This window comes from Actinoallomurus liliacearum (genome assembly GCF_039542035.1).
GTDB classification, from domain to species: Bacteria; Actinomycetota; Actinomycetes; order Streptosporangiales; family Streptosporangiaceae; genus Actinoallomurus; species Actinoallomurus liliacearum.
Genome location: NZ_BAABHJ010000016.1, coordinates 185392 through 197862 on the forward strand (window position 1 = coordinate 185392; position 12471 = coordinate 197862).

Annotated in this window: 11 protein-coding genes and 1 pseudogene; 9 read left to right on the plus strand and 3 right to left on the minus strand. The window is 73.8% G+C overall.

Going from position 1 to position 12471, the window contains the following annotated elements:
• The first annotated feature begins 46 nt into the window (after positions 1–46).
• The 6 genes from ABD978_RS23620 to ABD978_RS23645 all read left to right on the plus strand — a co-directional run bounded on the left by ABD978_RS23620 (position 47) and on the right by ABD978_RS23645 (position 4954).
• On the plus strand, positions 47–1114 hold the full coding sequence (locus ABD978_RS23620; protein WP_345358396.1) for a M24 family metallopeptidase: 1068 nt from the start codon (positions 47–49) through the stop codon (positions 1112–1114).
• A 36-nt stretch (positions 1115–1150) separates the two neighbouring features.
• Positions 1151–1708, plus strand: coding sequence for an elongation factor P (gene efp / locus ABD978_RS23625; protein ID WP_345358399.1), 558 nt, complete (start codon positions 1151–1153; stop codon positions 1706–1708).
• A gap of 3 nt (positions 1709–1711) precedes the next feature.
• Entirely contained in the window at positions 1712–2128 is a 417-nt protein-coding gene (gene nusB / locus ABD978_RS23630) for a transcription antitermination factor NusB (protein ID WP_345358402.1), read from the plus strand.
• Between the two features lie 196 nt (positions 2129–2324).
• The gene (locus ABD978_RS23635) at positions 2325–3077 is read left to right on the plus strand and encodes a methyltransferase domain-containing protein (RefSeq protein WP_345358405.1); all 753 of its coding nucleotides are present in this window, start codon (positions 2325–2327) and stop codon (positions 3075–3077) included.
• 29 nt (positions 3078–3106) lie between these two features.
• Entirely contained in the window at positions 3107–4378 is a 1272-nt protein-coding gene (locus ABD978_RS23640) for a DNA polymerase IV (RefSeq protein ID WP_345358408.1), read from the plus strand.
• A 210-nt stretch (positions 4379–4588) separates the two neighbouring features.
• On the plus strand, positions 4589–4954 hold the full coding sequence (locus ABD978_RS23645) for a DUF3040 domain-containing protein (protein ID WP_425550748.1): 366 nt from the start codon (positions 4589–4591) through the stop codon (positions 4952–4954).
• Positions 4955–5089: 135 nt separating this feature from the next.
• Here the strand turns inward: ABD978_RS23645 and ABD978_RS23650 are convergent, their stop codons facing one another.
• Genes ABD978_RS23650 through ABD978_RS23660 form a run of 3 tightly spaced genes read right to left on the minus strand, consistent with a single transcriptional unit; the run spans position 5090 to position 9685 of the window.
• The gene (locus ABD978_RS23650) at positions 5090–7474 is read right to left on the minus strand and encodes a transglutaminase TgpA family protein (RefSeq protein WP_345358411.1); all 2385 of its coding nucleotides are present in this window, start codon (positions 7472–7474) and stop codon (positions 5090–5092) included.
• Positions 7471–8703, minus strand: coding sequence for a DUF58 domain-containing protein (locus ABD978_RS23655; protein ID WP_345358414.1), 1233 nt, complete (start codon positions 8701–8703; stop codon positions 7471–7473). The genes ABD978_RS23650 and ABD978_RS23655 overlap by 4 nt, the downstream gene beginning before the upstream one ends.
• Position 8704: 1 nt before the next feature.
• Complete coding sequence (locus ABD978_RS23660; RefSeq protein WP_425550749.1) at positions 8705–9685, minus strand: AAA family ATPase; 981 nt, start codon at positions 9683–9685, stop codon at positions 8705–8707.
• A 482-nt stretch (positions 9686–10167) separates the two neighbouring features.
• On the opposite strand from ABD978_RS23660, the gene mraZ reads away from it, so the two are divergent.
• The 3 genes and pseudogenes from mraZ to ABD978_RS23675 all read left to right on the plus strand — a co-directional run.
• Positions 10168–10599, plus strand: a complete 432-nt coding sequence (gene mraZ, locus ABD978_RS23665; RefSeq protein ID WP_345358417.1) for a division/cell wall cluster transcriptional repressor MraZ — start codon at positions 10168–10170, stop codon at positions 10597–10599.
• A 323-nt stretch (positions 10600–10922) separates the two neighbouring features.
• Positions 10923–11990 (plus strand): 16S rRNA (cytosine(1402)-N(4))-methyltransferase RsmH, encoded by a 1068-nt coding sequence (gene rsmH / locus ABD978_RS23670; protein ID WP_345358420.1) that lies wholly within the window; start codon positions 10923–10925, stop codon positions 11988–11990.
• Positions 11987–12471, plus strand: a pseudogene (locus ABD978_RS23675) (hypothetical protein); the annotation flags it as partial. The gene rsmH and the pseudogene ABD978_RS23675, both read left to right, overlap by 4 nt.

Here is a 12471-nt window from a genome sequence, read left to right on the forward strand (position 1 = left end):
GGGCTGGGCGGCGTCGTGCGGCGGCGCCGAGCGTAGAGTTCGGGGCATGCCGGAGATCCACGAGGCCCGCCGCGCGCGGCTGGCCGAGCTCGTCGCCGCCCGTGACGCGGAGGCGGCCCTCATCACCCGCCTGGTCAACGTGCGCTACCTGACCGGGCTGGCCAGTTCCAACGCCGCGCTGCTCGTACGCGCCGACGGGACCGCCGTGCTGGCGACCGACGGCCGGTACGCCGGCACGGCCGCCCGGGTCTGCCCGGAGCTGGAGTGCGTCGTCGACCGGGCCACCGCGGGGGCGCTGACCGCGCGGGCGGCGGGCCGGCTGGCGTTCGAGGCGCACGCCGTCACGGTGGAGGCGCACGACGAGCTGGCGGCCGAGCCGGGCGCGCCGGAGCTGGTCCCCCTCGGCCACGCCGTGGAAGAGCTGCGGATGGTCAAGGACGAGGCGGAGATCGCCCTGCTCAGGGAGGCCTGCGCCATCACCGACCAGGCCTTCGACGCGGTGCTGCCGACGATCCGGCCCGGCGTCACCGAACGCGCGATCGCGATCGCGCTCGACCGGGCCATGATCGACCTCGGCGCCGAGCAGCCGGCGTTCGCGACGATCGTCGCGAGCGGCCCGAACGGCGCCATCCCGCACCACGTCCCCTCCGGCCGTGTGATCGAGCACGGCGACCTGGTCACCATGGACTTCGGTGCCCTCCAGGGCGGTTACCACGCCGACATGACCCGCACGATCGCGGTCGGCGCGGCCGGCGCCTGGGAGCGTGAGATCTACGACCTCGTCGCCGCCGCCCAGGCCGCGGGTCTCGCGGCGGCGCGCCCGGACGCGGTGACCAAGGAGGTCGACGCCGCGGCCCGCGGGGTGATCGAGGCGGCGGGACACGGCGACGAATTCCCGCACGGGCTCGGCCACGGCGTCGGCCTCGAGATCCACGAGGCACCGCTCATGGGGTATGACAAGACCGGTAAACTGACGGATCGAGTTCCCATCACCGTCGAGCCCGGCGTCTACGTCGCCGGTCGCGGCGGAGTCCGCATCGAGGACACGCTCGTGGTCCGTGCGGACGGTCCGGAGCTGCTCACCAAGACCACCAAGGACCTGCTCGTCAGCTAGACGCGGCAGACCGCCGAAGCGGGAGAACGACACACAGTGGCGACGACGAACGACCTCAAGAACGGCATGACGCTGAACCTCGACGGCCAGCTGTGGACCGTTCAGGAGTTCCAGCACGTCAAGCCTGGTAAGGGCGGCGCGTTCGTCCGCACCAAGCTCAAGAACGTCCTGTCCGGCAAGGTCGTCGACAAGACCTTCAACGCCGGCACCAAGGTCGACGTGGCCAACGTCGACAAGCGCGAGATGCAGTACCTCTACCGCGAGGGCGAGGACTTCGTCTTCATGGACACCGAGACCTACGACCAGCCCCACATCCCGGCCTCGACGGTCGGTGACGCGGCGGACTACCTCCTGCCGGAGCAGAACGCCGTGATCGCCTTCAACGAGGGCACGCCGCTCTACATCGAGCTGCCCGCCGCCGTGGTGCTCGAGGTGACCGAGACCGAGCCCGGCCTGCAGGGCGACCGCTCCACCGGCGGCACCAAGCCCGCGACGGTCGAGACCGGTGCGACGATCAACGTCCCGCTGTTCATCACGACCGGCGAGAAGATCAAGGTCGACACCCGCTCGGGCGACTACCTGGGTCGTGCCTGATCCGTGGCGGCACGGAGCAAGGCGCGCAGACGCGCCCTGGAGATCCTCTACGAGGCCGAGGTCCGCGGTGAGTCGCCGGTCGAGGTCCTCGACCGGCGCACCCGGCAGTCGGAGCACCGGCTCGCCGAGCAGGACTTCGTCGAGCGACTCGTCGAGGGAGTCGCCGCGCACCGCGAGCGCCTCGACGAGCTGATCGCGACGTACGCCGTCGGCTGGACGCTCGACCGGATGCCCATCGTCGACCGCAACATCCTGCGTCTCGGCGGATACGAGCTGCTGTGGAGCGAGGACGTGCCCGACGGGGTCGCCGTCAGCGAGGCGGTGGCCCTCGCGACCGACCTGTCCACCGACGAGTCGCCCCGGTTCGTCAACGGCCTGCTGTCGCGGCTGTTGGAGCTGAAACCGTCCCTGTCCCTCTAGACGGGGCCACGCGGGACCGGCCGGCACCGGGAGGTGCCGGCCGGATGTCTCCCCGCCCGAAGCCGGGGGGCGAACGGGTCCGTGCGTATCCGCGCGCCCGCGCCCATCCCTCCTGACCGCGCCCGCCGACCGAGGACGCTCAGCCGGTGGACAGGCCCTAGGGTGGGGAGAACACAGAGCCGGGAGGGGGCAAGCCGTGACCGATCGTCCGCGCTCGCGGTCGACGCGCACCGCCGTCGTGTGGGAGATCCTGCGCGACGTCCTCGACGAGACCGCCAAGGAGTCGGGCCGTGACCGGCTCGACGTCGTCGACGCGGGCGGTGGCACCGGCGGGCTGGCCGTGCCGCTCGCCGAGCTCGGGCACCGGGTGACGGTGGTCGACGCCAGCCCGGACGCCCTCGCCGGCCTCGAACGGCGCGCGGCCGAGGCCGGCGTCACGGTCCGCGCCGCGCAGGGCGATGCCGACGGCCTGCCCGACGTCGTCGGCCCCGACAGCGCGGACCTCGTCATCTGCCACAGCGTGCTGGAGTACGTCGACGACCCGGCCACGGCGCTGGCCGCCATCGCCCGCACAGTCCGGCCCGGCGGAGCGGTCAGCGTGCTGGCCGCCAACCAGGTCGCCGCGGTGCTCCACCGGGCGCTCGCCGGGCACTTCGAGGACGCCCGCCGCGTGCTGTCCAGCGCCCAGGGCCGCTGGGGGGACCGCGACCCGGTGCCGCGCCGGTTCACCTCCGGGATGCTGGCCGAGCTGATCGAGGCGGCGGGCCTGCGGGCGGGGCCGGTGCACGGCGTCCGGGTGTTCGCCGACCTGGTGCCCAGCGGCATCATCGACGGTGAGCGCGGGGCCGCCGACGAGCTCGTCGCCCTCGAGCGGGCCGTCTCCATGCACCCCGTCCTGAAGGACGTCGCCACCCAACTCCACGCCCTGGCCTACCGGCGCCGGTCCTAGGACCATGAACGGCGACCAGTGAGCGACCGATGAGCAGGAAACAGCAGCTGCACCGGCCCGGGCCACAGCCCGGCCCGCCGGGGGACGACACCGGCTGCACGGTCCTGCACGTGGACATGGACGCCTTCTTCGTGAGCGTCGAGCTGCTGGAGCATCCGGAGCTGCGCGGCCGTCCCGTCGTGGTCGGCGGGGCGGGGCCGCGCGGCGTCGTGTCCGCCGCGTCGTACGAGGCGCGGGCCTTCGGGGTGCACTCGGCGATGCCGATGAGCCGGGCCCGGCGACTCTGCCCGCAGGCGGTCGTGCTGCCGCCCCGCCACGACAGGTACGCCGCCGCGTCGGCGGGCGTCATGGAGATCTTCCGGTCGATCACGCCGCTGGTGGAGCCGCTCGCGCTCGACGAGGCGTTCCTCGACGTGGCGGGGGCGCGGCGCCGGCTCGGCCGGCCCGCGGAGATCGGCCGGATGATCCGGGAGCAGGTCCACGAGCAGCAGGGCATCACCTGCTCGGTCGGGGTCGCGAGCACGAAGTTCGTGGCCAAGCTCGCGTCGACCAGGTGCAAACCGGACGGTCTCCTGGTCGTGCCCGCGGACGGGGTGGTCGACTTCCTGCATCCGCTGCCGGTCGCGGCCCTGTGGGGGGTGGGAGAGCGGACCGAGGAGTCCCTCCTGCGCCTGGGCCTGCGCACGGTCGGAGACCTCGCGCGGACGCCGGTCGACACCCTGCGGCGCGAGGTCGGCGAGGCGGTCGGCCGCCACCTGCACGACCTGGCCTGGGGTCGGGACCCGCGGCCGGTGACGGCGAGCGTGCCGGACAAGAGCATCGGCGCGGAGGAGACCTTCGACCACGACATCGCCGACCCGGAGGCGATCCGGCGCGAGCTGCTGCGGCTGTCCGACCGGGTGGGCGCGCGGCTGCGGGGGAGCGGCCAGGCGGGCCGCACCGTGGCGGTCAAGCTCCGCCGGCCGGACTTCACCACCCTGACCCGCGCCCGTACGCTCGCGGACGCGACGGACGTGGCCCGGGAGATCTACGCGACCGCGTGCGCGCTGTACGAGGCGTCCGGGTTGCAGGGGGCCCCGCTGCGGCTGGTGGGCGTGCGGGTCGAGAATCTGGTGCCGGCCGGCACGACCCCCCGGCAGCTGGCCCTGGGCGAGCCGGAGGTCGGCTGGCGCCAGGCGGAGGCGGCCATGGACCTGGCGGCGCGCCGGTTCGGCGCGGGTGCCGTACGCCCCGCCGCCCTGGTCCGCGCGGACCGCGAAAGTGATGCTCGCCACGGTCGAGAGGCCGAAGATGAGGTATGAGGCGGATGTGATCAGTGTGACCACGGCGAGTGATCAGGGGCGATGACTTGACGATCCTCCTGTCCACAGTCGAACGTTTTCTTTCCCCCGGTCGTCAGGGCTCGTATTCTGGGCATATCACCGATAGCCATGTCCCCGTCCGGCGTGGGATTCCCCTTCGTGGGGCTGTCTTTGGGAGGCGCCGTGCCGCTCTCTGACCACGAGCAGCGCATGCTCGACCAGATCGAGCGCGCGCTGTACGCCGAGGATCCGAAGTTCGCTTCGGCGGTCCGCTCGACCGATCCACAGGTGCATTACAGGCGCAGGATCTGGAAGGCCGCGATCGGCTCCGCGCTGGGCCTTTTCGTGGTGCTGGCAGGCGTGATCGTGAACACCATGCCGATCAGCATCGTGATCAGCGTGGCGGGGTTCCTGCTCATGGTCACCTGCTGCGCGTGGGGGCTGGCCGGCTGGAAGCGGATGAACGGAGTGGCCGATCCGGCGCCGCGCAGGCGGGGCAGGCGGCAGAAGGCGGCCGGCGGCGGGTTCATGGAGCGCCTCGAGGAGCGCTGGCGCCGCCGCCACGGAGAGCTTTAGCGTCCGAAGACCCACGCCACCGCCCGGCAGGCCGCCGGGCGGTGACGCGCTTCCGGCCTCCTCCGGCCGCCGGGTGGACACACCGGCGGGTGGACACACCGGCGGGTGGACGCGCCGGTTGGCTCCGTTCGGCGTTCAGCCGGCGGAGTGGCGTCGCCGGCGCAGGGCGAGGGAGTCGATCCGGTCGAACGCGTCGAGCGCCCGGCCGCCCACGCCGCGCAGGAACACCGCCGAGGAAGGCGGCAGTACCCGGGCCCGCAACCGGCGGCGCCGGCCCGCCGCGGCGGCGAAGGCGGCCCGTACCGAGCACGCGTCACCGCGCAGCCCCGTGCCGGGACCGGGCGCCGGCGCGTACCTGGCGAGCTCCTCGGCCCGTACGAGCCGGGCCAGCGCCTCGGCGGCCGGCTCGTCCAGCGGCCGCGCCTCGATGAGCCGCCGGGCCGCGGCGCGCGGGCTGTCGCCGGCCCGCCACGGGAGGCCGAAGTCCGCCGCGGCGACCCGTAGTTCGTCCCAGGCCGCATGCGCCACGTCGGCCTCGGTGGCCCCGCGAGCCCAGCGGCGGACTCGGGCCAGGCGGTGCAGTGCCGCGGGCAGCGCGGCGAGCAGGACGACGGCCAGCAGCGTAAGCAGCGGGCCGACCGGCAGGCCGTCGCGGTGCGTCGGGGCCAGCGGACCGGCCGAACCGCTCCGGTCCATCGGGTCGGCGCGGCGGTGCGGGACCGACCCGGAGCCGGTGGCCGAGCGGCCGCCCGACGTCTCTCCCGCCGAGGGGAGCCGGCCCGTCGAACCCGCGGCCGGCGCGCCGGGGAGCAGTTGCGGGCTCGTGTACTCCGGCACGGTCGCGCTGCCCTGGCCCGTCCCGCCCGCCGGGGTCGGCTCGAACCGGAGCCAGCCGATTCCGGAGAAGTAGAGCTCGGGCCAGGCGTGCGTGTCCTTGGTCCGCACCGCCCAGCTGCCGTCCGCCCGCCGCTCACCGGCCGTGTAGCCCATGGCGACGCGCGCGGGGATGCCGACGATCCGGGCCAGCAGCGCCATCGACGCCGCGAACTGCTCGCAGTACCCGGTCTTGCTGACGAACAGGAAGTCGCGGAGCGCCCCGACATTGCGCGGGGAGGGCGCGTCGAGGCTGTAGGTGAAGTTGCCGGGCTTCGTGAACCACTGCTGCAGCTTGACGGCCCGTTCGTACGGCGTCGACGCCGTCGTGGTCAGCCTGCGCGCCAGGGCGGCGACGTCGGCCGGGACCGTCGCCGGTACGGGCAAGTACCGCGACACGACCTCGGCGGGGAGCGGCGCGACGGCCTCGAGCTGCTGGTACGTGGGCGTGGGACGGACGCTCGACACCGTGTAGGCCCGGCCGCCCGCCGACTCGTGCGGCGAGAAGATCATCAACGTGGGGGCGTCGACCCGCCAGTCGCCCTTGATCGACACCTTGGTCGGCGGGTAGGGGGTCGGCAGGACGGTCATCCCGCGCACGTGCGAGTCGACGTAGATCCTGGTGGTCACGGGATGGAGGAGGGAGGCGTCCAGCTCCAGGCCCGGCGCCGAGGGCAGGGTCTTGCCGTCGACGCGCGCGTTCTTGTCCCCGTGGATGGCGGAGTACGTCCATCCGTCGCCGTCGAACCGGTCCAGCGAGTACATCCGCAGGTACTCGGGGGAGGAGCCGTCGTCGGACGTGCGGTAGGTGAGGACGACGGCGTCGTCCGCGCGTACGAGCTGCCGTTTCAGGCTGACCAGCGGATCCGGGGTCGTCACCGTGGTGAGCCCGGTGCCGCCGCCGCCGGCCTCGGGCAGCCAGTGCGGATCGATGTCGGGCACCGCGAGGGGGACCACGACCGCCAGGGCGACGGCGGTCAGCCCGATCCGCCGCCCTGTCACGGCCAGCGGACTCGAGTCGGGGCGGTCGTCCCGGGACGCCTCGCCCGACCAGTACCGCGTGAACACCGGACGGCCCCAGCCGGAGAGGCGGTCACGGGCGTCGGCCACGAGGAGCACGAGATATCCGGCCGCGCCCGGCAGGAAGAGCAGCCAGCCGGCGCTCTCCTGCCGGAACCGCGACGGGAGGGCGTACATCGCCAGCAGGGGCAGGCCGGCCGGGGCGGCGCGGCGCAGACGCACGGCGAGCAGGTCGACCAGGATCGCGATCAGCCCGATGCCGCCGGTGCTCAGCAGCTCCACCCCCGGCAGCATCGGCACGGGCGGGGCGTAGCGGAACGAGTCCTGCCAGCCGTCGCGGGCCAGGTCCGCCAGGTAGGACACCGACCCGGGGGTCGGGACCACCCCGAGCAGCGCGTCACCGGACGCGAACAGCACGTTGAGGTAGCACAGCAGCGCGATCGCGGCGATCAGCAGACAGGCCGGGACGGGCAGGCGGAAGCGTCGGGTCGACGCGCCCGCCCCGCCCACGGTGAGCACCGCGCCCAGCCCGCTGCCGAACCACCCGGCCGTCTTGAACAGCGGGTACAGCGCGACCGAGGCGAGCAGCGTGGCCGCGCAGGCCGCGATCGTCAGACGTATCCTCATCGCGCCTCCGTCCGGTCGGGCCGTCCGCGCCGTTCCCCGCCGTCGGGCCAGGCCGTCCGCAGCGCGGCGGCCGAGGCCACGGGAAGGACCCGCCACCCCGCCGCGCGCAGGATCCGGGTGACCTCCGGGTCCGCGCTCTCCTCCCCGATGATCACCGCGACGCGGGCGGCGGTCCCGTGCCCGGCCCCGGTGACCTCCCGGGCGTCCTCGGGGGTGAGCCGCCCGAACACTCCGACGATCAAACCGTCGCCTTTGTTCGCCGTCTCGCGGACGGCCGCCAGGCCCGGCCGCAGCGACCGGCCCCGCGACGTGCGGACGACGGCGAGGAGGTCGAGGAGCGCACCCTCGAACGTCGCGGACGGGGCGAGCGCCACGCCCTCATCCGTGACGTACCGCAGGCCGAGCCCCTCCCGGCCGAGCCGCAGCCCGATCGAGGCCGCCGCGGACACCGCGTGCTCGAACGACGCGCCCGGACCGTCCCCCCAGTGCGCCGTCCTCCGCGTGTCCAGGAAGAGGGTGCCGCTCGTCTGCCACTGCTGTTCCTCACGGCGCACCATCAGCTCGCCGCGGCGCGCCGTCGACCGCCAGTGCACCCGCCGCAGGTCGTCGCCGTGCCGGTACTCGCGCGGCGTCACGTCGTCCTCCCCGGCGCCGGCCACCATGCGTGCCCGGCTCTCACCGCCGCCCGTCCACGAGCCGGTCGGCCGGCCCGCCGGGAGGGGCACGATCGCCGGGGTGACCGTGATGACGTCGGCGGCCGTGAACGACCGCGCGAGCTCCACCAGCCCGAACGGGTCCGCCAGGCGCACGGTCAGCGGCCCGACGCGGTACTGGCCGCGGACGTCCGCCCGTACCCGGTAGGCCATCTCCCGGGCGCCGCCCGGCTCGATCCGGTCGATGACGAACCGCGCGCGACCGCCCAGCGTGTACGGCACCTGGTCCTCGACGAGGAGGATCCCGGTGGGCAGCCGCGAGACGTTCTCCAGCAGGACGTTCACCTGCGCCTCACCACCGGCGGGGAAGCGGGTGGGGTTCGCCCGGCGCGAGCAGGTCAGGCGGTAGCGGGTCCGCGAGACCACCAGCACGGACAGCAGCGGCAGGGCAAGGATGAGCAGGCCGGCGCGGAGGAGGTCCCGCTCGCCCAGGACGAACGAGCACACGATCGCGGTGGCCCCCGCCGCGATGAACGACCGGCCCCGCGTGGTCAGCGCGTGGAGCGTCCCCGCCATGTCAGCGCCGGTGATCGGGGACCGGAACGCGTTCGATCAGCTCGGCGACGATCTGCGCGGGCGACCGGCGCTGGACCTGTGCCTCGGCCGTCGGCAGGAGCCGGTGCGCGAGCACCGGGACGGCGAGACGCTGTAGATCGTCGGGGAGGACGTACTCCCGGTCGTCCAGGGCCGCGTAGGCGCGGGCGGCCCGGACGAGCTGGAGGGTCGCCCGCGGTGAGGCGCCGAGGCGCAGCTCCGGATGGTCCCGGGTGGCGGTGACGAGGGCGATGGCGTACCCGCGCAGCGCGGGCGCGATGTGCACCTCGCGGACGACCTCGATCATCGCCCGTACGTCGCCGTCCTGGGCGACGGGCTGCAGCCGGTCCAGCGGGGAGGGCCCGCCGTGCACGTCGAGCATCTCCAGCTCCGCGGCCGGCTCCGGGTAGCCCATCGCGATCCGGGCGGTGAACCGGTCACGCTGTGCTTCGGGGAGCGGATAGGTCCCCTCCATCTCGACCGGGTTCTGCGTCGCGATCACCATGAACGGGGCGTCCAGCGGATACGTGTGGCCGTCGACGGTGACCTGGCGCTCCTCCATGCACTCCAGCAGCGCGGACTGCGTCTTCGGCGACGCCCGGTTGATCTCGTCGCCCACCACGATGTTCGCGAACACCGGACCCGGCTTGAACTCGAACTCCCGGCGCTCCTGGTTGTAGGCGCTGACCCCGGTGATGTCGCTCGGCAGCAGGTCGGGGGTGAACTGCACCCGCCGCACCGAGCAGTCGATCGACTTGGCGAGCGCCTTGGCCAGCATCGTCTTGCCGACGCCGGGGACGTCCTCGATGAGGAGGTGACCCTCGGCGAGCAGGACGGTCAGCGCGAGGCGTACGACATCGGGCTTGCCCTCGATGACGGACTCGATGGCTCCGAGGATCTTGCTCGAGATCTGGGCCAGCCCGTCCAGTCCCCGGCCGATGTCGCCGTGCGTGCTTACTGACACTTACCCCTCCTCGGGCCACCCGGGCGGCGGGCGCCGCATCGCCCGGCCGCCGTGGATGGACGCTCCCACCCGATATGTCGTACTGACAGTACGTCGTCGGGCCCTGCCGCGGCGATGGCTGCGGCCCGACGCGCGGCGATGTCCCGGTCGCGGCGCAGGGCGCCCCGGCGGCGGCCTCCCGGCCCGGCCGACGCGGTCCGCGGCCGGACGGCGACGGGTCGTGACCCCGGCGGTCCTCCACTTTCCCCCACGCGCCCCACCCGCCCCTCCGGCCGGGGCCGTCCGGCGACCCTGACCGACGCGCCGGGCGGCTCTGACGGGGTGTGTGGCACCCCACGAAGGCGCCCTCTTCTGACCTGGCCGTACGCGTGGCGAGATGCCGTGTGACCGGTGTTTTGGTCGTTGACCGTGGGGGAGAGTGGAGTACAGTGGGGCGCCGTGGGGGAGGGCAATCGACCCCGCGAAGCGGGAGGTGGGGGCCGATGTTCCTCGGCACTCACTCACCGCGCCTGGACGACAAGGGACGACTGTTCCTGCCGGCGAAGTACCGCGAGGAGCTGTCAGGGGGATTGGTGATCACGAAGGGCCAGGAACGCTGCCTCTACGTCTTCCCTGAGGCCGAGTTCCAGCGCATCACCGAGGCGCTTCGCACCGCACCGGTCACCGCCAAGGCAGTGCGGGACTACAGCCGGGTCTTCTTCGCCAGCGCTTCGGACGAGGTCCCCGACAAGCAGGGCCGGATCACCATTCCGCAGGCGCTGCGGCGCTACGCGGGCCTGACCCGCGACTGCGCCGTCATCGGTGCCAACACGCGCTTGGAGATCTGGGACGCGACCGCCTGGGAGACCTACCTGGCCGACCAGGAGCAGCAGTTCTCCGATCTGTCGGAGGAGGTGCTGCCCGGGATTCTTTGACGCACCATCGCCGGTGATCGGATCCGTTCGGCGAGGTCTCCACCCGCTCCCAGCTGGCGCACCTTCCCCGGTGCCAGATGGCCGTTGCACATCTTCCTCACGGAGCAGCGGATGGGGACCTGGCCGGACGAAATCCCGATCGGGGGCCGGCGTAAAGCCATTGAGCGGTGAGCCGCCGAGCAGGAGGGGTGGCGTCTTCCACGGGGCAGACGGCCACACCGGCCGCCTTTATCGTTCCTGAACGATTCTTCCTCAGGGGTGACGGGCGTCAGCGAGCGCGGTCTCAGCGCTGTCCGCGAGCAGTGGCGTCCTGAGGGGGTTTCATGCACGGCGACGACGAGCGCGAGGAGGGGCCGCGCGCGCAGGGCCATGTTCCGGTCATGCTGGACCGGATACTGGCGCTGCTCGCCCCGGCCTTGACGGCGCCCTCCGATGAGGACGCGATCTACGTCGACGCCACCCTGGGCCTCGCCGGGCACGCCACCGCCGTCCTCGCCGCGTACCCGCGGGCGCGGCTCATCGGGCTGGACCGCGACACGACCGCGCTCGAGCGGTCCCGGCGCCGCCTGGAGCCGTACGCCGGTCGGTTCACGCTCGTGCACGCCGTCTACGACGAGATCCCGCAGGTCCTGGCGGACCTGGGCGTTCCCCGGATCCACGCGATCCTCTTCGACCTGGGCGTCTCGTCCCCGCAGCTCGACGAGGCCGAGCGCGGCTTCGCCTACTCCTACGACGCACCGCTCGACATGCGGATGGACCGCACCCAGCGGCTCACCGCCGAAGAGGTGGTCAACACCTATTCGGTCGCCGACCTGACGCGCATCCTGCGTGACTACGGCGAGGAGCGGTTCGCGCGGCGCGTCGCCGAGGCGATCGTCCGTGAGCGGGGGCGCGCCCCGCTCACGTCGACGGCTCGCCTCGTCGACGTCGTCCGCGGCGCCATCCCCGCCGCCTCGCGCCGCACGGGCGGCCATCCGGGCAAGCGCACCTTCCAGGCGCTGCGCATGGAGGTGAACGGCGAGCTGGCCGCCCTCGAGCGCGCGGTGCCCGCCGCGCTCGACGCCCTGGCCGTCGGCGGGCGCATCGCCGTCCTGTCCTACCACTCGCTGGAGGACCGGATCGTCAAGCGGGCGCTGGCCGCGCGCACCACCGACACCACCCCACCCGACCTGCCGGTCCCGCTGCCCGAGCTGCAGCCCCGGTTCCGCCTCCTCACCCGGGGGGCGGAGCAACCGGCCGACGAGGAGACCACGACCAACCCCCGAGCCGCCTCGGCACGCCTGCGCGCCGCCGAGCGGATCCGGGAGGAGCGACGTCCGCGAGGCATCGGCGCGATGCCCCTCGGTGAGCAGCCGCCGAGCGGGCGGAGTGGAGCAGGAGGCATCGCATGACCATCACGACTCCGCCGCCGGAGACCCGGCGTCGCCGTCGGCGCGGGGACGCGCCCATCCGGGCGGGCGATGCCGGGAAGGACACCGCGAAGAAGGACACGCCCGCGACCGGCCGGGGAGCCGCCGCGGCCGAGAAGCCGGCCAAGCCGACGTCGCGGGACCGGACGACCGCGAAGCCGGCGCCGCGCGACAGGACCGAGGCGGCGTCGGGGGGCAAGGCGGCCAAGGTCACGCCGCGCGGCAGGACCGACGGGAGGTCCCGGGCCAAGGACCGGACCGAGGCCGCGCCCGCCGGCACGCGGACGCGCGCCGCGACGGGCGGGAAGACCACGGGCAGGTCGGCGGGCACCGCGGCGAAGACCGCGAGCAGGTCGGCGGGCACGACGGCGGCCGAGACCGCCGGCACGCGGACGGCGGCCAAGAGGCCGGCGGCCCGGCCCGAGCGGACGGGTGCGACGCCGGCCCGGACGCCGGCGACCTC

Coding starts and splice junctions, on each gene's coding strand:
- ABD978_RS23620 (WP_345358396.1), top strand. CDS start 47: ATGCCGGAGATCCACGAGGCCCGCCGCGCGCGGCTGGCCGAGCTCGTC.
- ABD978_RS23640 (WP_345358408.1), top strand. CDS start 3,107: ATGAGCAGGAAACAGCAGCTGCACCGGCCCGGGCCACAGCCCGGCCCG.
- ABD978_RS23645 (WP_425550748.1), top strand. CDS start 4,589: ATGCTCGACCAGATCGAGCGCGCGCTGTACGCCGAGGATCCGAAGTTC.
- ABD978_RS23650 (WP_345358411.1), bottom strand. CDS start 7,474: ATGAGGATACGTCTGACGATCGCGGCCTGCGCGGCCACGCTGCTCGCC.
- ABD978_RS23655 (WP_345358414.1), bottom strand. CDS start 8,703: ATGGCGGGGACGCTCCACGCGCTGACCACGCGGGGCCGGTCGTTCATC.
- mraZ (WP_345358417.1), top strand. CDS start 10,168: ATGTTCCTCGGCACTCACTCACCGCGCCTGGACGACAAGGGACGACTG.
- rsmH (WP_345358420.1), top strand. CDS start 10,923: ATGCACGGCGACGACGAGCGCGAGGAGGGGCCGCGCGCGCAGGGCCAT.